Source organism: Desulfoluna sp., from assembly GCF_030145185.1.
Taxonomy (GTDB): Bacteria; Desulfobacterota; Desulfobacteria; order Desulfobacterales; family Desulfolunaceae; genus Desulfoluna.
Genome location: NZ_JAQYWB010000089.1, coordinates 1 through 20,101, shown reverse-complemented (window position 1 = coordinate 20,101; position 20,101 = coordinate 1). Strand labels below are relative to the sequence as shown.

Annotated in this window: 16 protein-coding genes and 1 other RNA gene; 6 read left to right on the top strand and 11 right to left on the bottom strand. The window is 54.1% G+C overall.

Annotated elements, in window-relative coordinates; translation table 11 throughout:
* The 4 genes from rnpB to Q1Q75_RS20125 form a co-directional block, all read left to right on the top strand.
* Window positions 1-377, top strand: an RNA gene (gene rnpB / locus Q1Q75_RS20140) — RNase P RNA component class A; the annotation flags it as partial.
* 77 nt (window positions 378-454) lie between these two features.
* A complete protein-coding gene (locus tag Q1Q75_RS20135; RefSeq protein ID WP_300674467.1) occupies window positions 455-1,765 on the top strand; it encodes an HPr family phosphocarrier protein in 1,311 nt (436 codons plus the stop codon).
* Window positions 1,766-1,822: 57 nt separating this feature from the next.
* Window positions 1,823-2,539 carry a 2-C-methyl-D-erythritol 4-phosphate cytidylyltransferase gene (ispD, locus tag Q1Q75_RS20130; protein ID WP_300674465.1) on the top strand — a complete coding sequence of 239 codons (717 nt, stop codon included), beginning with the start codon at window positions 1,823-1,825 and terminating at the stop codon, window positions 2,537-2,539.
* A gap of 204 nt (window positions 2,540-2,743) precedes the next feature.
* Entirely contained in the window at window positions 2,744-3,163 is a 420-nt protein-coding gene (locus tag Q1Q75_RS20125) for a PilZ domain-containing protein (protein WP_300674463.1), read from the top strand.
* Between the two features lie 165 nt (window positions 3,164-3,328).
* Here the strand turns inward: Q1Q75_RS20125 and Q1Q75_RS20120 are convergent, their stop codons facing one another.
* From Q1Q75_RS20120 to Q1Q75_RS20070, 11 genes are all read right to left on the bottom strand, one after another.
* On the bottom strand, window positions 3,329-4,345 hold the full coding sequence (locus Q1Q75_RS20120; RefSeq protein ID WP_300674461.1) for an oligopeptide/dipeptide ABC transporter ATP-binding protein: 1,017 nt from the start codon (window positions 4,343-4,345) through the stop codon (window positions 3,329-3,331).
* Entirely contained in the window at window positions 4,342-5,325 is a 984-nt protein-coding gene (locus tag Q1Q75_RS20115; RefSeq protein WP_300674458.1) for an ABC transporter ATP-binding protein, read from the bottom strand. The genes Q1Q75_RS20120 and Q1Q75_RS20115 overlap by 4 nt, the downstream gene beginning before the upstream one ends.
* Window positions 5,326-5,340: 15 nt before the next feature.
* Complete coding sequence (locus Q1Q75_RS20110; protein ID WP_300674456.1) at window positions 5,341-6,261, bottom strand: ABC transporter permease; 921 nt, start codon at window positions 6,259-6,261, stop codon at window positions 5,341-5,343.
* On the bottom strand, window positions 6,258-7,232 hold the full coding sequence (locus Q1Q75_RS20105; RefSeq protein ID WP_300674453.1) for an ABC transporter permease: 975 nt from the start codon (window positions 7,230-7,232) through the stop codon (window positions 6,258-6,260). Before Q1Q75_RS20105 ends, Q1Q75_RS20110 begins: the two co-directional genes overlap by 4 nt.
* A 281-nt stretch (window positions 7,233-7,513) precedes the next feature.
* Window positions 7,514-9,097 (bottom strand): ABC transporter substrate-binding protein, encoded by a 1,584-nt coding sequence (locus tag Q1Q75_RS20100; RefSeq protein WP_300674450.1) that lies wholly within the window; start codon window positions 9,095-9,097, stop codon window positions 7,514-7,516.
* 546 nt (window positions 9,098-9,643) lie between these two features.
* A complete protein-coding gene (locus tag Q1Q75_RS20095) occupies window positions 9,644-10,042 on the bottom strand; it encodes a flagellar protein FlaG (RefSeq protein WP_300674447.1) in 399 nt (132 codons plus the stop codon).
* Between the two features lie 140 nt (window positions 10,043-10,182).
* Window positions 10,183-10,488, bottom strand: a complete 306-nt coding sequence (locus tag Q1Q75_RS20090) for a hypothetical protein (RefSeq protein WP_300674444.1) — start codon at window positions 10,486-10,488, stop codon at window positions 10,183-10,185.
* On the bottom strand, window positions 10,475-10,912 hold the full coding sequence (gene fliS, locus Q1Q75_RS20085) for a flagellar export chaperone FliS (RefSeq protein ID WP_300674441.1): 438 nt from the start codon (window positions 10,910-10,912) through the stop codon (window positions 10,475-10,477). Before fliS ends, Q1Q75_RS20090 begins: the two co-directional genes overlap by 14 nt.
* Window positions 10,913-10,970: 58 nt before the next feature.
* On the bottom strand, window positions 10,971-12,392 hold the full coding sequence (gene fliD, locus Q1Q75_RS20080) for a flagellar filament capping protein FliD (RefSeq protein WP_300674438.1): 1,422 nt from the start codon (window positions 12,390-12,392) through the stop codon (window positions 10,971-10,973).
* 218 nt (window positions 12,393-12,610) lie between these two features.
* A complete protein-coding gene (locus Q1Q75_RS20075) occupies window positions 12,611-14,260 on the bottom strand; it encodes a flagellin (protein WP_300674435.1) in 1,650 nt (549 codons plus the stop codon).
* Between the two features lie 349 nt (window positions 14,261-14,609).
* Window positions 14,610-14,981, bottom strand: a complete 372-nt coding sequence (locus Q1Q75_RS20070) for a flagellar protein FliS (RefSeq protein WP_300674432.1) — start codon at window positions 14,979-14,981, stop codon at window positions 14,610-14,612.
* Window positions 14,982-15,473: 492 nt separating this feature from the next.
* On the opposite strand from Q1Q75_RS20070, the gene Q1Q75_RS20065 reads away from it, so the two are divergent.
* The gene (locus tag Q1Q75_RS20065) at window positions 15,474-18,488 is read left to right on the top strand and encodes a sigma-54 dependent transcriptional regulator (RefSeq protein ID WP_300674431.1); all 3,015 of its coding nucleotides are present in this window, start codon (window positions 15,474-15,476) and stop codon (window positions 18,486-18,488) included.
* A gap of 509 nt (window positions 18,489-18,997) precedes the next feature.
* The gene (locus Q1Q75_RS20060; protein ID WP_300674429.1) at window positions 18,998-19,960 is read left to right on the top strand and encodes a TRAP transporter substrate-binding protein; all 963 of its coding nucleotides are present in this window, start codon (window positions 18,998-19,000) and stop codon (window positions 19,958-19,960) included.
* Window positions 19,961-20,101 lie beyond the last annotated feature (141 nt).

Genomic DNA, 20,101 nt, shown 5'->3' with positions numbered 1-20,101 from the left:
CCTAGTTGGTCTTGCACCGGGTGGGCTTTACCTAGCTTCTTCGATCACCCGAAGAACTGGTGCGCTCTTACCGCACCCTTTCACCCTTACCCCGCCCTCTACAAAGGTCAGCCGGTTAGCGGCTTACCTTTGTTGAGTGCCGGGTAAGGGTGAAAGGGTGCGGTAAGAGCGCACCAGTTCTTCGGGTGATCGAAGAAGCTAGGTAAACCCCACCCGGTGCAAGACCAAATAGGGAAGTGTTTGAGGGCTGCCCGCCCGAGCTTCCGGGTAGGTCGCGAGAGGTGTCGGGTAACCGGCACCCTAGATGAATGATCGTCGCCCCGTTTTCGGGTAACCGAAGCGGGATACAAAATTCGGCTTACGTGCCCCTCCAACCGTCTTCTTTTTACAGTGGCCCCGTAAAAAACTCACCGCGTCTTTCGTATCGAAAGACCGCAAGGCAGGCACAGGCTCTATGGTAGAAAAACAGTCGGCATGTTCCATTACCTTTCCAGAAAAGGTTCAGATTTATTCCCATGATTTTCTCAAAGCCTGTGTGTATATCGCTGGGTTTGATAAATCCGATAATCCCTTCACCAAAAAGCTGTATTCCCGCATGACGGCCACCAGTCACCTTCTGGAAGATTTTCTGGATCTCCATGGTGCCAAGAACAACCGGGACTGGTTCTACTACCGTGAACTCACCTCCCTGGTCCGCCACATCAGTATCAGCTGCTACGCCCAGCGTCACATCGCCAATCGCATCCCCTTTTATGACCTCCCCGATGCCTCTGATTTTGAGGGAGAGGGACGTAAAACCCTTGAATTCTTGAATGATATTTTGAGGAAAGCGGCTCCCGCTCTTCTCAGTGAAGCCCGACGGCTCGGCATTCGAGTTCCGGAAGGGGGCTATGATCAAGCGAACTTTCCCGGCGTGGTCTCAGGTGAGATGCTTGAATACAACATCGACGACGACGCAGGCCACGATCAGCGGAAGCATATTGTTAAGATTTCCAGTGAATTTTTGAACATCGCCAAGCTCTTTGCACCCCTGACCTTTTATGAAGCACAGTCCCTTGAGGCGATTCGTGAGATGGTGCCTGCCAAGGTCAACGAGGTGGAGATCCGGGGCTTTGAGATGGTGGTCCACAACCTTCAGTCCTCTTTCGATTCCTATGTTATTCAGGGCGGTTTCCGCTATGGCAACCGAAAGCTGAAACAACTTCGGGCTCATTTCTCAGTGGTGTTGCATATCATGGAGGTCCAGGGTCGGTTGCTTCACTTTTACGAGCGCCATCTCCATGAGGTGGGGACCATCAGCACCTATCGTGAGGTGAGGCGTCGTCTGGGTGAGATCGTCAACCCCGATGAACTCCTGGATCGCACCATCAACTATTGTCTCTTCTATGCCTGCCACTTTATGAGCTGCGGAAAACGTCTGGCCAAGGAGGTCTTGAACGAGAACATCGAGCGGGGCTCTATTACGGTCGGAATTCCCGAGACACGGGGGTTTCATGCCAGGCCCAGTCTGATGGTGGCCAAGATTGTTCAGAACTATGGGGGCGAGGTGGAGCTGGTCGTTAATGGGGACCGGTTTGATGCCAGCAGTGTTCTGGATATCCAGTGGGCCGGTGGGAAGATTCAGAAGGAAGAGGTCAAGCAGGTGATTTTCGAAGGAGACACGCGGGCCTTGTCTGATATTGAACTCCTTGCTTCCGTGAATTATGCCGAAGATTCCATGGGCAAAGGACTGGCCCTTCCCAAGGGCCTCAAATATCTGAAATAAAATGTGCCAGGTCCTGGGCGTCTCTGGGGCCTTTTCTCTTTAAGTAGAAGGGTTTCGATGAGCATTGCCGCCATTATTGTTGCCGGAGGCCAGGGGCTTCGCATGGGGTCCGCCCTTCGGAAGCAGTACCTGGCGCTGGACGGCATCCCCATTCTTGTGCGTACCCTGAGTGCTTTTCTTGTCTGCCCGCAGATTGATCGGGTCGTGCTGGCGGCCCCTGAAGACGACTTCCCTTTTATTCAATCCCACCTCCTTTCTTCCCTTTCCGAGGGACATCGCGTGGAGCTGGCCCCCGGCGGGGCCGAGCGCCAGGAATCCGTCTACAATGCTCTAAAGACCCTGGGAGATACCTTTCAGGGGCTGGTCGCCGTCCATGATGGGGTGCGTCCTTTTGTTTCCAACCAGGATATTCTGGGCGTTCTTGCGGCGGCGGAGCGAGGCGGTGCCGCTATTTTAGCCGTTCCGGCATTTGAGACCCTCAAGCGGGTGGGGAAGGAGACACTGATCTCCGAGACTCTTTCCCGCGAGGGCATCTGGATGGCTCAGACGCCCCAGGTGTTTCGATACCGCCTTCTTTTAAAGGCTCATGTGCAGGCGCTGAGAGAGGGTGTGCTGGGGACCGATGATGCCTCCCTTGTGGAGCGCCTGGGGCATCCTGTGGCTGTTCTTACCGGCAGTCGATGCAACATCAAGATTACCACACCGGATGATTTGGCCCTTGCCACTCTTTTTCTTCCCCGTTTTCCCTTTGAGATATCCCACCAAAAAGAGTAAAACTTATCTTCGTATGTTTTTATAATTCCTTGTAATTATAGTTTGAATATGACTATTTAAAAGAACATTCTGGCTCATTTAAGGTGTTGTTAGGTAGTCTTAAGATTTGCCTCTGTCGTCTGGTTGTGCTACTTAAAATATTGGTTTTACTTTATTAGGATTCCCCCCTCCTCTTTTTTTAAATGAACTCGTCATGGAGCCACAATGATTGGACAATTCCAGAAGATGGCTGACAGACGTGTCCACAGGCGTTATCGTGCCGGCGACGGTGCGTATGCCGCTTTGTCACCGGACTCGAGTAAGGTGGGGCCTATTGTGGATATCAGCATGGATGGGCTCTGTTTCCGCTACATCGTTCATGACGATCAGCCGAAAGAGCCCGTCGAAACGCATGTTTATGTAGGCGACAATGGATTTTATCTTGAAAAGATGCCTTATGAGACGGTGGAAGATGTCGAGATTGAAAACCCTTCGTCCCTGTCAACGATTATCATGCGCCAGCGGCGTGTAAGGTTTGTGGGGTTGTCCCCCAACCAGAAGGCTCAGCTGAAGTATTTTATTGCTCATCGAACCTCCTGCGGGACGAAACATCAAGGTGGCGAGTTTCCTGAGGCCTCCTTGTAAAAGAGGGGGGGGCTCCTCTGGTGAGCCACGGTTTGTTTTTTTGCTTGATGAAGATAAAAGGGCGTAAACGAAGAGGATTGTCTTCGTTTACGCCCTTTTTTAATGCTTTCCCTTTTTTAATGCGTGTGCCGGCTTCGATGTGGGGTGACCATGGTCTTTTATGGGTTACAGGCTGCCCTCTTCGACCCGGTGGCAGGCCACGATGCCGGTTCCACAGTCTCGGACCTCGGGGATTTCCCGGATACAGCGTTCATCGGCGTAGGGACATCGTCCGTGAAAGATGCATCCTGTGGGGAGATTGATGGGGGAGGGGACCTCTCCTTTAAGACGGATGTGGCTTTTTTTTACGCCCAGCTGGGGGATGGCGCTGAGCAGGGCCTTGGTGTATGGATGCCTCGGGGTGTTGTACAGGCTCTCGGAATCGGTGAGCTCACACAGCTTGCCCAGGTACATCACGGCCACCCGGTTGCTGATATGCCGTACCACAGAGAGATCGTGGGAGATGAACATGTAGGACAGACCTCGTTTGGCCTGAGTTTCCATGAGAAGGTTGAGGATCTGGGCCTGCACCGAGACGTCCAGGGCGCTGATGGGTTCGTCGGCCACAATAAAGGCTGGGTCCACCATCAATGCGCGTGCAATGCTGACGCGCTGGCGTTGTCCTCCCGAAAATTCATGGGGGTAGCGAAGCGCCCACAGGGGGTCCACGCCCACCTGCTCCATCACTTCGTCGATGCGGTCTTTGATCTCACCGTTTCGGATGCCCGGGTTATGGAACTTCAAGGGTTCCTCGAGGGTTTTCTGGACGGTCATGCGTGGGTTTAGCGAGGAGTAGGGGTCCTGGAAGACCATCTGCATCCTGGCCCGGTAGGGCATCATCGCTTTCGGGTTGAGGTGGTCGATACGTTCGCCACGAAAATAGATCTCTCCGCTGTTGGGCTTATGGAGGCCGACGACACATCGAGCCAGGGTGGACTTACCGCACCCGCTCTCCCCGACAACGCTTAAGGTTTCCCCTTCTAAAATATCGAAGTCGACGCCGTTGACCGCTTGGACAATGGTGCTCTGAAGGCCCAGTCTGCCGTCTGTAAAGTGCAATTTTTCCAATAAGCCTCCGGAAATATCGAAGTGCTTGACGACGTTTTTCAGACTCAGAATGGGTGTGCTGGTGGGTGTGTTCATGATGCAAGGTCTCCGGAGACAAGGTGGCATGCGGCCATGTGGCCTGTGTGTTCATCCGCAAAGGCCGCCTCGGGCCGTTTTGTGATGCAGATCTCGCCCCTCATGGGGCATCGGGGGTTGAATGCGCAGCCGGGGGGGATGTCGGTGAGGGTCGGCATCATGCCTGGGATTTGATAGAGGGGCTCTCCGGGGGTCCGGCTCTCGGGCAGTGCCTTGAGGAGTCCCTGGGTGTAAGGGTGCTGCGGGTTTTTGATGATGGCCTCGGTGGGGCCGGTTTCGATGACCCGGCCGGCATACATGACGGCGATGCGTTCCGTGACCTCGGAGACCACCCCCAGGTCGTGGGTGATGAGAATCAGGCTCATGCCTTCGGATTCACACAGTTCAATGAGCAGGTCCATGATCTCGGCCTGAATCGTCACATCCAAAGCCGTCGTTGGCTCATCCGCAATGATCAGGTCCGGGTCGGTGAGGAGGCTGATGGCGATGATGATTCGCTGACGCATGCCCCCGGAAAATTCATGGGGGTATTGGTTCAGCCGTTTTTCAGGGGCTGGAATATGGACCTTGGCCAATTTTTCCAGGGCGATGCGTTCGGCTTCTTCCTGGGTCATGTCCATGTGGGCAAGGATCGCCTCGGTCATCTGGGTGCCGATGGTCAGGACCGGGTTCAAAGCCATCATGGGGTCCTGAAAGATCGTGCTGATGCGATTGCCTCGGATGGCACGAATCTCCTCTTCGGAATAACGGGAGATCTCTTCACCACGAAAGTAGATGGATCCGTTGGCAATATAACCGGGCTTGCGGATCAGGTTGATAATGGAAAAACCCATCACCGATTTTCCGGCCCCGCTCTCTCCCACAATCCCCAGCCGTTCCCCTTTGGCAAGGGAGAGAGAGAGGTTGTCGATGGCGGTGACCGTTCCGGTTCGAAGGGCAAATTTTACGTCAAGATTTTTGATGTCGAGTATCGGTTCCATGATCTTGGGTGCCTTTTATCCTTTGTAGAGCTTGGGGTTCAGGACATCTCTGAGCCAGTCCCCGAGAAGGTTGATAACCAGGACAAGGAGCACAAGAAAGATTCCAGGAAAGAGGGTGATCCACCAGGCACCGCTGAAGATGTATTCGAACCCTGCGTTGATAAGCGAGCCCAGGGAGGGGCGGTTGACCGGCATGCCGAGGCCTAAAAAGGAGAGTGCCGCTTCACTCATGATGGCGTTGGCGACCTGAACGGTGGAGATAACAAGAACAGAGCTCATGGTGTTGGGCAGGATGTGTCGGAACATGATCCGCGTACTGGACAGGCCCACCACTCGGGCGGCCTCCACGTACTCTTTGCCCTTTTCTCCAAGGACCGAGGCGCGGACGGTCCGAGCGTATTGTGGCCACTCGGCGATACCGATGACGACCACGAGAAGAGGAACGGCCAGCTCATTGTAGCGGCTGGACCCGAACACCGTCTGGAAAATAGCGCTGATGAGAATGGCCACCATCATCGTGGCAAAGGAGAGTTGGATGTCGGCAAGTCGCATCAGGAAGTTATCGAGCCATCCGCCGATATAGCCGGCGATGAGACCCACAGAGATCCCGATAAAGGCCTGGAGCACGACGGCTCCCAGGCCGATGAGGACCGAAAGGCGCATGCCGTAGATCATGGTGGAGAGCAGGTCTCGCCCCTGCTGGTCGGTTCCCATAAGGAACTGCGTTGAGCCGCCGTCCATCCAGGCGGGGGGCAGCTCGGAGTTCAGGATGTCGATGGTCTCGGCATCGTAGGGGTTGTAGGGGGCAATAAGGGGGGCAGAGAAGCTGACCACCACGAGGACCAGCAGGATGGCAAAGCTGATCATGGCAATTTTATCTCGTTTAAAGCTGTAAAAGAGATAGGAATCTTTAAAATTTTCAAGCGACTGTTTCATTTTCTCCCCGATACCCGAATGGTGGGGTTGACGAGACCATAGATGATATCCACCATGGTGTTGACGATGACAAAGACTCCCCCCACAAAGATAATGTAGGCCACAAGAAGGGTGGTGTCGGAGCGCTGGACCGATTCAAGGAACATAAAGCCCATGCCTGCCCATTGGAAGACGGTTTCGGTGAGGATGGTGTAGGCGAGCATAATCCCCAACTGCACACCGCCCACGGTGATGACGGGGAGCAGGGTGTTTTTAAACGCGTGGATGAACCAGATGCGCTTCTTCTTAAGTCCCTTGGCGTAGGCAAAGCGAATGTATTCCGTCTCCAGGACCTCCATCATCTCGGATCGGATGAGCCGGATGAAGAGCGGGAGCATGATGGAGGAGAGGGCAATGGCCGGCATGATCAGGTGTCTGAGGCCGTCGGCTGTCAGGAGCCCGGTATGCCAGCCCCAGAGGTCGACGGTTTCGCCTCTGCCATAAGAGGGGAACCATCCCAGGGTGATGGAGAAGAGGTAGATCATGAGAATGGCGGTGAGAAAGACCGGAATCGAGACCCCCACGATGCTGCCACCCATGGCGATCCGGGAGAACCAGTGCCGGGGCTTAATGGCTGCGAAGATGCCCACCGGGATAGAGATGAGGATGACGATAAGGCTGGACGCAAACACAAGCTCGATGGTGGCAGGGGCTTTGGAGAGGATGACATGCATGGCCGGTTTCTTATAGAAGAAAGAGGTCCCAAGATCGCCGTGGGCGGCATTTTTGAGAAATCGGGCATACTGAGTGATGAAGGGGTCGTTTAAGCCCATTGTTTCGCGGAGGATTTCTCGATCTTTCACGGAAACCTGGATACCCACCATGTCCCGGATGGGGTCCCCGAATTCGTGTTTGATGGAGAAGCCCAGTAAGCTGATGATCAGCATGACGAAAAGGGCTTGCAAAATGCGTTTCACGGTAAAGGCAAACATGGGTGAGGTTGCGTCCTTATTCTAACAATACGTGGTGCCCCGTGGAGGTCGAGCGTTGGGTGAATGCCCGGGTGTTCTACCCGCTACCTGCCGGTATCCAAGAGGACACCGGCAGGTAGCGGGTACAGCCGACAAGGGGAAAAGGTTCTCTATCAGGGTAGATGGGATGCCTGTATTGAATCACACTTTTTCGTTGAAAAGCAAATAAATTCAGTAAAATAAATGGCCGGTCCCGTCGCAGTATTTCAGCGGGACCGGCCACGGACATTCATCTTAAAACATTACTTGGCCACGAGGTCGCCCAGGTACGGGAAGTTCATGGCGTTGACGATGGGTTCAATGGCCAGGTCCTTGGACGAAGCCCAGGCCAGGTTCTGCCAGTGCAGAGGAACAAAGGCCGCGTCGTCATAGAGAATCTGCTCTATTTCCTGGAGCATGGCGGTGCGTTTGGCCGTGTCGGTTTCAGCCTGAGCGGCCATGGTCAGTTCATCGACCTTTGGATTGCAGTAGGTGCCACTGTTGTACTGACCGTATCCGGTATCGGTGTTGATGCACATGGAGAGGTACTCGGAAAAGTTACCGGAGTCTTCCGTGTCTGAGTGCCAGCCGATGAGCTGGATATCAGCCACCTTGGCGTCAAACTCGTCCCAATACTGGGCCTTGGGCATGGTCTTTAAATCTACTTTGATGTTGATTTTGGCCAGCATGTTGGCCACCGCTTCGGCGATCTTGGCATCGTTGACGTAACGGTTGTTGGGGGAGATCATGGAGCACGAGAAGCCCTTTTCATACCCGGCCTCTTTCATGAGGACCTTGGCTTTCTCCAGGTCGTAGCGGGGGACGAGCTCTTCTTTGTAGCCCAGGTAGCCCTTGGGTCCCTGCTGTCCGGCGGTGGTCCCAAAACCTTTCATGATATTTGTCACGATGCCGGTGTTGTTGATGGCATGGACGATGGCCTGGCGAACCCGAATATCTTTGAACTCGGGACGACGGGTCTGGTTAAGCTGGAGCGTGATAATGCGGCTGCCGCCCAGGGTGACGAGTTTGGTTTGGTCGTTGCTTTCGATCTGCTTGAAGTCCTGGGGAGACACGGGGTAGATGAAGTCGGTGTCTCCAGAGAGCAGAGAGGCCACACGGGTGGCCGTGTTTTTGATGGGGGTAACGACGATCTTCTGGACATTACCGGGGGAGGCGGTGTCCCAGTAATCGGCATAGCGTTCATAAACGGTTTTTACGCCATGCTCACGGGCGGTGACGCGGTAAGGGCCCGTGCCAGACTCGTGGGTGAGGGCAAAAGAGGGTCCGCTTTTGACGATAGCGCCCTTGTCCTGGCCGTTTTCATCGGCGCCAGTGAAGTAAACGCTGTCCATGGGGAAGATATAGGTGGCCATGTTGAGAAGCAGAGGGTAAGGCCTTTTGGTCACAATGTCGATGGTATAATCATCCACGATTTTGATGGATTCAAAGGGCTCGAAGAGGCCTTTGTAATCCACACTTTTCTGGAGGCGTTCGAAGGTCCAGACCACGTCCTTGGCGGTGAAAGGGTTGCCACTGTGGAAGGTGACGCCTTTTCTCAGCCAGAATCGAACGGTGAGGGTGTCGAGTCGCTCCCATTTTGAAGCGAGTCGGCCTTCAAAGGTCATCTCATGGGTCCAGCGGACGAGGGGGTCAAAAATCGCGTGGGAATAGGCCAGCATGCCGCCGGAGAGCTGTACATGGGGATCCAGGGAGACCGGGTCGGCGTCCATGGCGAGGTGGATGGTGGTTTTTTGACTCTCGTCTATCTCTTCCTGTTTGGAACAACCTGAAATGAAGAGTGCAACCCCCATGAGCAGGATGGTTGTCAGTGCCAGTAGTCTTCTCATTCACGCCTCCTGAAAGTAGTGTGGTGGATAAAAACCCAGGTAAGATCACCCGCACCCTTTCCAGTGCGACAAAGGGGTCGTGACAGGGGATGAACGATCCGCTGATCTTCGGGCGTTTTCCTGGCTGGGAAAAGGCGCCGATGGAACCCCCTGCGCATGTCTCCCTTCCGTTTTTCGAACCTTAATCGATTAAGATAACAGCTCTCGATTGCATCTACGGTTTAATAAAGTATGTTATCTTTGATAGATATAAAGTAATAATCAATAAAATTAGCAAAATTAAAAACGGAAAGCAAATTGTTTTAACTATGTTCACAAAGAGCGTACGGCTGAATATTCGAAGGTAATGGCCTGTGATGTCAGTAAACTATGTTATTTTTTTGGAAGAGTAATCTGTGTTAATTTTTTGAAAAAAGTGAGGACATAAGGAACGCAATTCAATGAATTACCGGAAAAAGGGGGGGGCTCTGAAAAAAGGCACAGCTCAGGTATACCGGTTGGATCGGTGGTCAAAAAAGACGCAATGCGGGGGGGGGAGGGGAGGGGCTACACTTTTTCGTCAAAGATAATGCCGACCATTTCCTCAATTTTTGCGGCAAGATCCAAGACCTGTTTGGCCGGAATTTCACGAATGACTTCGTCGGTGTCACGGTTTGTAATCCGAACCATGGTTCGACCGGTTTCATCGTGTCGTGTGAAGTTCAGGCCAACGGCATGAAGCGTTTCAAGGTCTCGGGAGATCTCATCGAGGGTTTCCTGGGAGAGGCGTTCTTCCCGAAGGCGTTGGTCCTGTTCGAACCGGGCATTGTCTCGTTTGTCTTCAGAGCGGGATTTTTTTTCAGATGAAACTTCGGAATCGGTGGTGGCCTGGACAGGTTCCGCCGCGGCGATATCATCTTTGCGTGTCGACAGCGGAGGTTGGACGTGCGATATGGATTGCATCATAGTGAGCTCACTTTTGTATAGGGCCTGAAAAGGGGGTGCGCCCGGTTAATTCGGTGTCGCACTCTCCCCGGACAGGCCGGGTTTTGTTCGTTTGTCAAAACGGCACCCCAAGGTCAGGCAGCACAGGCAATCGTCGTCTATTACGTGGGCGCGTAGGCCCCACGCAGGCGTTTTTTGTTTGCCGATGTGGTCAGGAGAGATCGAATGGCGTCCATCTCTCCTTCGATGCGCAAGGCAAGATGCCGACTTCTTTCCAGGGTGCGGGTAAGGGATGCCGCACTCTCTGGAGGCACCGTAAGCTTTTTGAGTTGGTCCAGCAGCGCGGTCTGTTGCCGGGCCAGGGCAAAAAGGGTGTCGGGATCGTCAGACGCCAGTATGGATTCAACCCGATCCATCAGGGCAGCCATGCTGTTTATAACGTCTGCGACGGGATCAGATGGCGACACAGACACCACAGCGCTCCCTCGTCTTTTCCGGACGACGTGCGGTCGACTGGCGTCGAATACGGGATGCTTCAGAAAAGCCCTCTTTCAGGCTCAGCATCAGGCGCTCCACCTCACGGAGGGACTCCGTGTCGTTTTTTATATTGGCCTCGGTGAGCCGTCTGGCCATGTAGTCATAAAGGGATGAGAGGTTTTCAGCGATCTCTCCTCCGCGTTCCATGTCCAGGGCTGCGGTCAATTCGGTGAGAATGGCCAGGACTTTGGATATATATTCCCCCTTAAGTGCCGGGCGTTTTTCATCGATGCCCCGCACGGCGAGGTGAATGAACTTGATGGCGCCTTCGTAAAGCATGATGAGGATGCGATCCTGGGGAAGGTCCTCACGAATGGCCGTTGCGGCATATGCATTGTAAGTCATGGGTGTCATAGGGTGTAAACTCCTTCAACTGTGTCGGGCACGGGGCAGGTTGGCCCCGGTCTCGGATCTACTGCTTGGATACCCCGGGTAGAGAGCTCAACTGGGAGGCTAAGTGATCGCTTGTCACTTTGTATTGTGCCAGCAAGCTTTCGAGGGAGTTAAACTTTTTTCTAAGTCTATCCTCCGATCGTTCCGCCTTGTCATCGATTCGGGAGATCTGTTTATCGATGCCGTCGATTTTCGTCTTGAATCCCTTGCTTCCAGAGGAGAGGATCCCTCCTATGGGCGTGTTAAACCCCTCAATCTGGGTACACATTCGGACGGCGAAGCCCTCATTCCCTTCGTCGATGCTGGTGAAAAATCGTTTCAGATCGTCAGGGTTTTCGGCGATGGCCCGGGAGAGTTTTTCCTGATTCAGTTCCAGGTACGGTTTGCCGTATTCGGGATCTTCTTTGTCCGTCACCCGCCGTGTAATTGCTCCGATGTCAGACAGATAACGGAAGCTTTCGTTTCCGGAAACAGTCCCTGCCGTGGTTCGGACCAGGGCTCCATTGATGCGGTTGGCGGTCTGGTCTCCGAAGAGAGTCCCCTGCTTTTCCCCTTCTCCATTGTACTGCTGGCTGTTGAAGAAGAAACTGAGGACATTGTTGTATTTTTCCACAAAGGTGTTGAGCTTTTCGGAAATAGCCCCTTGGTCCATGGACACGGAAAAGGTGGTGGCCGGGGCGGTCCCCGAAAGGTTCAGGGTCACATCTTTGACGACGTCGGTGATGGTGTTGGACGGACGATGAATGTTCGCCACGCCATCGACAGTGATGATGGCGTCCCGGGCTTCCTGGGTGATAGAAAACGCGGTCTCCCCTTCCGGTGCAATGAAGGCGGAGAGCCCGGCGTTGTCTGCCGTGTCTCCATCCTCGTCATCGGTGACGGCAAGGGTGATGGTGTTTGCCGCTCCGGTTTCGTTGGCGGAAAGGGTCAGGAAGTGATGGGTGCCGTCAAAGATTACACCGGCGGTGATATCCCCTTTTTCGGAGTTGATGGCGTTGGCCAGATCATTGAGCGTGAAGTTGGCGCCTGCCGTGATCTCCATGGGGTCTCTATCCCCCACCTGAAGGGTCAGGGTGCCTCCCCCGGGAAGGGCTTCTTCCAGGAAGGGACCGGCGGCCATTTTCTGGCCGGTGGCCAGTTGTTGGATCTCCAGGTCGTAACTTCCAGCCCTGGCAAAAGAGCCGGCCGAGACGGTGTAATGTTCAGGATCTGGGGAGGTGGCCGTTCGTGCGGTAAAGGAGCTGGGGTATCGCAGGGAGCGAGCCGCGTTGCTGAGGCTGGAGAGCTCCTTCGACAGATTGGCGTAGGCAGAGATGAGCACTTTGTAGTCCTCTTTCTTCCCTTCCAACCCTTTGATGGGTCTCTTCTCCACTTCGGTAATCTGATCGACAATACCGTCGAGATCGATGCCCGAAACAATGCCGCCCACCGAAACTCCCATGTTCCTGCTCCCCTGGCACGTGTTGCGCGACCGGTGTCCGTGGCCGCTGATGCCTTGTAACGTTTCCGATGCATGTATGATTGAGGTGCCGGGAAGAGGCCTTGGCGATGAACATCGCCAGGGCCTTTTCCGACACATGCGTTTACAAATGCACTCTTTTTATCCCGAATGTCTGGATAAAGGCAAACCTTCTCTTATAGCGGGTGCCGAGGCACCTTCTAACCAATCAGGCTGAGAACAGACTGCGGCAGCTGGTTTGCCTGGGCGAGCATGGCAGTACCGGCCTGCTGCATGACCTGAAGTTTGGTCATGTTGGCAGTCTCTGACGCGAAGTCGGTATCGAGGATACGGGACCTTGACGCGCTTAAGTTCTCGGAAACGTTGGAGAGGTTCTGGATGGTGGATTCAAAACGGTTCTGAACCGCACCCAAGTTGGCTCGCATGTCATCCACCTGGCGAATGGCACTGTCCACCGACTCGATGGTGTTGTTGGCCGCTTCCATGGTGGAGACGTCGGCGTTTGCGATGGACCCTTTGGCCTGGACATTGTCTTCAGACAGGGTTGCAAAGCCGGCATCGGTGGCATTGAGACCAGACAGGGAGAGGGTATCCCCGGCAGTCAGAGAGACGGAGCCGGTGATGCGTAAGTCATTGAAGTTTGAATCGAAGGAGGTGGACTTGACGCCCCCGCCGAACACCAGGTTGGTGACTTCTGCGTTGGTGGTGTTCAAGACAATGTCACGGCCGTCGTCGGCAGAGAGGGTCAGCTCCCCGTCTTCGTCCACGCCTGCGGTGACGCCGGTTAAGTGGCTCTTGGCGTTGATGGCGTTGGTGAGGCTTCCGTCGGAGTCGTTCTCTTTGAAAGCTGCGGGACCTACGCCCACACCGTTGATCATCAGGTCGCTGTTGCCGATGCGTCCGACACCCACGTTGCTGGGGCCGTCACCGGCCACGCTGGCACCGGCGTAGTCGGCTGCATCCATGTCGGATGAGCTGAAGCTGGTGGACGCCTTGGCGTAGACACCTTCAAGGCTGGTTCCTTCCATGCCTTCGCCGGGATCTTCTTCGTTCATGGTACGAACAGAGTTGATTCGTTCGGCGATGTCCTTGGCGCTACCACCACCGTAGTTGGCGGCGTTGGTGTCCTTGAGGTCGGCCGTGGCGGCTGCGGTGATGTCGCCGCCGTACTTGGCTTGGGCGATATCCACTGAGGAGGCCCCTGCGACCTGTACGCTGATGTCGCCTGCGGTGACGGTGCTGCCGATGGCACCTTCCTGGATCCCGATGCTACCGCCGTCAGCGGCGTCGTTGGCCAGAGAGACGCGGGATGCCGTGGACTGAACGATGCCGGGCTGCTGGCCCAGGGCGTTGGCCTTAACGTTGACAAGGTCCACGCCGATGGTTTCGTTGGCGTTGGCGCCGACCTGAAACTTAAAGGTTCCGGAGCTGCCGTCCAGGATATTTTTGTTGTTGAAGGTAGTGGCCTCGGCGATACGGTCGATCTCTGAGACCAGCTGATCGATCTCAAGCTGGATAGAGGCGCGGTCGTCGGAGGTGTTGGTGTCGTTGGCAGCCTGAACGGATAGTTCTCGGATTCTCTGCAGGCCGTTGGTGGTCTCCTGGAGTGCGCCTTCTGCGGTCTGGGCAAGGGAGATACCGTCGTTGGAGTTTCGAACGGCCTGATTCAGGCCTCGAATCTGAGAGGTCATACGGTCGCTGATCGCAAGACCTGCGGCGTCGTCTTTGGCAGAGTTGATTCTCAGGCCGGAAGAGAGTCTCTGGAGAGATTTGTTAAGGCCTGAAGCGGTGTTGCCCAAGTTGCGCTGAGCGTTGAGAGACGTGACGTTGGTGTTGATTGAAAGTGCCATGTTATTTCCTCCGTGAAATTAACTTTCAATGGTCGGCATCCGTGCCGTGAACTCAAATTGTCTTGATCGAGGGGCTTTGCACCCTGCCTTGCGAAAATCCTTTTTCTGTGGCGTGGGTGAATAATCCGTCGATGTAAACCTATTATCGGAGCGTTTTGAATTTTCTTTAAAAAAAAATGCGATGAATGGTTGAAAAAGGATGGATGATTTGGCGTGGGGTGGGGGTATGGACAAGGGCGGGGGTGTTTTTAACGAGGGGGGGCTCGTTACGCGGGAGGTCCCTCCCTCCTCGCGGCGTGGTCGTCGGGGAGGGACGTTTGTGCGTATTTTCAGTGCCTTTTGTCTGGGGCTACCCGCTGACGGTGGATGGCCTCTTGGGGGTTGTGGACAGCTCCCTCAGGGTACGAATCAGCCAGCTTACCTCGTTAATGGGGTCGATGCCCAGGCCGGAGTGGCTGATGGAGAGCCGATCAATCATATAATCATACAGGGTCCTGAAATCGGCCTCGTCTTCATCGGCGGCCTGTTTTTTTTCATCGGATTCTTTCAGGTGATTCAGGATTTTTACGACGGTGGAGATGCATTGCTTTTGGTCTTCCGGTCTGCTGTCCCGGGCACGTGCAAGATGGCTGATGGCATCGTCATACAGTGCGATGAGGCCGTCATCAATAAGGGGTGCGTTGCTGCGTGGGGTTTGGGGCAGGGGATGGGTGGCTGTCATGGTGTCCTCCCTCCTTAAAAAAAAGTGTCTGAGCAGTGGGGGCCAGGGAGCCCGACATGTATAGACCCGACGTGTATATAATTGATACGTTTCTCAGATGCAGGCAAGAACAGGGCGCGAGAGGCGAATTTCTCTGCTCAGGTAGAAAGAGACATATAAAAACGATGTCTGGATATGTTTCTGTGTGAAATTTAAGTGAACAGCGTACTGGTAATGATAATACAACACCCCGTGGCTAAAAGCTATTATAATTAAATGATTGGGGATGGCCGCGTGCAAAGGGTGCTTCGGGTGAGTGAAACGATCTGGGCGGCCTTGTGCGGGATGCGTCGTTAACATAACACCGGTTGCTGGACACAAGCCCTGGGGTCAAATGATGTGAGAGTCTCCTGAAAAGGAACAACCTCTATTGACTGCCGACCTCGAAGTGAAATACATTTTTACATTTTCTTGGTATTTATGACTGGGTGATCAGGAAATAAGAGGGGGGTTGTGGATCGTTTAAAAGAGTTGACGGAAGATCAGGTGGTTGCTCTGAATGTCCTTGCGTTTGTTCGGTCTGAAATCCATGAGGCCAACCTTGCAGAGTGGACCGGCAGTACCATACGGGAGACCTCTTTGGCTCTTCAGGGACTCCGCACCACGGGCCTGGCCTGCTCCCAGGGCGGGAAACTCTGGCGGCTGGCGGCTGAAGGCCTCGACAGCGTTACGCTCCGGGCGAACCTGCCGACCTTGGAGGGGCGTGCCTATCGCGGTGGGCTCATTTCAGAGATAGACCAGCTTCGGGGACCTGATGAGATTGTCGTGTTTGAGCGATTGGTGGCAGATATATCCACACAACTCGAGGTCTCGGTCACTGCGGGGCTTCAGGCTCTTTTAACCGAAACCCTGGAGCAGATGCTGACCTTCTGTGATGAAGAGCGGACCCGGGAAAAAACCCGTGAGGAGCTCTCTTGCTTTTTAGAGCTTGTGATCGCCATTCTGGGCCTCAGTCTTTATCTTGCCAGGAATCTGGCGCTCTCTATCCGTCTCTTCTTTTATGCAAACGAAATCGCCATCCGTATTGGGGATATGCGTAAGCGCATCATCTTGAAGCTAAGTGAAGTGTTGTTGGATCATTTCACCGGGCGATCCTCTCTGCAGGCATTGCCCTCTCTTATGGAGAGTCAGGAGACCATTGATGAGCTCGGTGACAATGATATTTTGTGCATTGCCGCCATGTTTCTCTCTTCTCTGCACTTCAATCAGGGGGACATGAAAAAAACACTGCACTACTACAACGAGGTGGACCCCGCTTCGTATGTATGGAATGTGCGGTATTACAAAGATCTGTCTGGAATTTACCCCTCCTCTGCCGCCCATTTTATGGGCAAATTTCACCTCGCCATCGGGATTGCCAAGTCGGTTTGCGGAACGGCTCATTTTAAGGGCAATGAGTTGACTGAGGGCTGGTGGTGCCTTCAGCTCACCATGGTATTAGGTGATGCCGGATGTGACCGGGCGCAGGTGGAGAGGTACCTGAATCGAGCCAGGAGTCTTTTGAATCCGAAGCTTCATGAGATGGCTTACGTTTTTTATCTTCATGTCACCGCTTGTACCCATGCCCGTTACGGTGAGCTGGATAAATCCTACGACGCCTTGCGGGCCTATTTTGAATTCTTTGCAAAGTGTGAATTTGAACAGACCTTGTTTGGCCGCTCGCGGAGTTATGAGCTGGGTGTCGATTTTTTCAGGCGGGGATTTCCTCCCATTGCCACCTTTGACGTGGAGGCAGAGACCCGTAAAAACCTGAACGGTGGCGATAAGATGATGCGGGGGGCGGCCCTGAGGCAAAAGGCCCTTCTGGCCTACGATGCCGGAGATTCCCTTTCGTCTGTTCGCCAGCTCCTCGTGGAGAGTATGGAGGTGTTTCAGGAGGCCGGGGCGTTGATACGCCTCCCTCAGACACAGGATGTCTTGGGGCGTCTTGACGGGTTGGCACCTGGCGGCCCCGATGCTGTCCGACCCCCGCTTTTTTTTGACGAGATTGCCTGGGCCCCTGAAGGCAACGCCGTTTTACCGCGACCTTCCGGTGGCTTGACGCGGCGATGCACCCGGCGCTTCAAGGCACTTGTCTCCCATAAAGACTCCTCTCTCTTTTTTCGCCAGCTTGTCACCATTATCCAAGAGGAGTTTCAGGCTGAGCGGGTCATCCTGATTCAGAGCATCGAAGGCAAGGCGGTCAGCAGCGTCGCCGGATGCAATATCTCCCCTGAGGAGCTGGACCACGGGGTCTGCACCTCTCTGCTGCCCCTGGCAACCCAGGCCATCCAGCGGCAGGAGATCGCCAGGGTGAATCTGGAATCGTTCTCTGCGGTGGCGATTCCCATTAATGCCCAGGCAGACTCCACCTGGGTTCTCTACGCCGAGAGTTGCGAGACGGCAGCGAGCCTTGGGCGCGTGATGGGGGAGATGGATGAAAACATCTCCCTGTTGATTTCATCAGAAGTTCGTTCGACGGTGCTCCTGGAGGCGTCACGTCAGCAGCCTCAGTACTACCCCATGCATGGAGACTCATCGCATGAGCCCTTTTATGGCGTCTCCATGGCGCCTCTCCTTAAAAAAGCGAGCCAGGCCGCCCGCACCGATGCCACCATTTTGATTTTGGGAGAGACGGGGGTCGGCAAAGAGCTTTTTGCACGGCATATCCATTCGGAGAGCGGGCGTCAGGGCCCTTTTATTCCCATTCATCCGGCAAGTATGGCGGAGTCCCTGATCGAGAGTGAGCTCTTCGGTCATGAAAAAGGGGCTTTCACCGGTGCGACCTCCCAGAAGATCGGCTTTTTTGAATTGGCCCATCAGGGGACCTTATTTATTGACGAGGTGGGAGAGATTTCGCTCTCTCTTCAGGTCAAGCTCCTGCGCGTGCTGCAAAACCACAAGTTCACCCGGGTGGGGGGCACCAAGGAGTTCCTCTCCAGCTTCAGGCTGGTCGCCGCGACCAATCGGGATCTGAAACAGGATGTCATCGACGGAAAGTTTCGCGAAGACCTTTTCTATCGTCTTTTTGTCCTTCCTTTCACTATTCCGCCTTTAAGGGAGCGAACCGAGGATATCGTCTATCTGGCCCAGATGTTTTTAAATCATTTTGCCAGGCGCTACAGTAAAACGCTATTGCGCCTCACGGCGGATCAGATTGCCGATCTCCAGTATCGGCCCTGGCAGGGTAATATCCGTGAGCTTAAAGGGATTATGGAACGGGCGGTGATTCTCTCTTCCGGGAGTCAGCTTGATCTGTTTCCTGTGGATCATGAGTCGGCGGATTTGTCTCACCCGAAGCCCGCAGCGACCGCGTGCACAGAATTTTTTGAGGGCCTGCCGACCTTAAAAGAGCTGGAGTCACGTTATCTGGCGTATGCTTTAAATCTCGCGGGTGGCAAGGTGGCCGGCCCCGATGGCCTGGAGGGGATCTTGAAAACCAAAAGATCCACGATCTACGCTAAACTTAAGCGCCATGGCCTGATCTGAGTCTGCCGAGAGCAGGCTCTAACCCGAATATTTCATGAGAAAACGACTCGTGAAATATCCGGGCTAAGAGCGTTTCAACCCCATGGCGGTGTCCAGAAATCGAGACGCAACGGTATGGATGTCCCGTTTCCTGGATCCAAGAAACGGGACATTCGCCTTTCCGGCCTCGGGATATCGGTCGGGTCCTGCCTGAACAATTCCTTAAAAATGATTTTTCCCAGGTCTCGCTTGCGCCCATATCATGGGGCCTGCCTGAATTGAATGCACACGATATGGTGTGTTGGTCCCTGGCCTCCCATCAAGAATGAAATACCTTATCTATTTTGTGGCATGGTTTATGCCTAAGTTAAACAGTCATCGGCGCCCGATGTTTCTGGAAAAAGGATGCAGGGTCCAGACGCGTTGAGCCATCGTAACGACAAAGAATGATGTAAAATTGATTTTGGCAGACTACCTAAGGAGGAAATACGATGAAGAGAATGTCTTTATGTGTGACGATGCTGTTTTTGATGGCAGTATTCAGTGCTCCGGTCTCAGCAAAAGTAATCATGAACCTGGGCTGGCAGACATCCGATGACAGCGCTTATGGCGAAATGGTCACCATATTTTCAGATCTGGTGGATGAATACACCCACGGCGAAGTGGTCGTAAAGCGTCGCTGCTGCGGTCAGGTCGGTGGGGAAGAGGACGCCTTTAAATCCCTTCAGATCGGCATCGTGGACGGCTTTATTATCACCATGAACAACGTCTCCCCCCATTATCCCCTGATGGATGTTTTTGTTCTGCCCTATATCTTTAATGGCCTCGAACACGCCTCTCAGGTCCTTGAAGGTCCCATTGGCGACCGGTTCAGAGATGATCTTTACAAGAAAACCGGTGTGTTCCTTCTCTCCTACAACGCGGTTGAACCTCGAGACATGTACAACACCAAGCGCCCGATCAACAGCATGGACGACTTGAAGGGTCTTAAAATCAGGGTTCCCAAGAACAAGATTATGATCAAAACCTTCCAGGCCTTCGGGGCCGAGCCTGTGCCCCTTGCATGGTCTGAAATGTCTACGGCCCTTCAGACTGGGACCGTGGAAGGGGGCGATAACGGGACCTTCGTCATCAAGTCTCAGAAGTTTTTTGATCTGGCCAAAAACCTCACGGTTCTGGACCATTTTACCTCATTTTCACCTCTGTTCTGCAGCAAACGATTCATCGGAAAACTCTCCAGCGAGCAGCGTGATGCCGTCATCAAGGCAGGGCGTGAGGCCGGCAGGATTCACCGTGCCAACATGCTTAAGGAGATTGAGGCGTGCCGCACCTATCTTGCGGCCCATGGGATGAAACTCACCCGTCCTGACCGTACGCCTTTCATTAAGGCGGCCCGGATACTCCAGGATGAGATCCTCACCACTCGGTCCGATAAATTCCGCGAAATTGTTAAGGAAATCCGCGCTTCCTCCAACAGTGAGCACGACGCATAACCCGGATATTTCACGAGTTGGGTGCGCTCATATGCAAGGCATCAGAGCTGAAGATGTAGTGGTTTACCTCAAAGCTCTGATAACGCGGCAGATGAGTGCACCCGGCTCGCCCGAAGGGTGAGAAAATCAGACAGAATACCG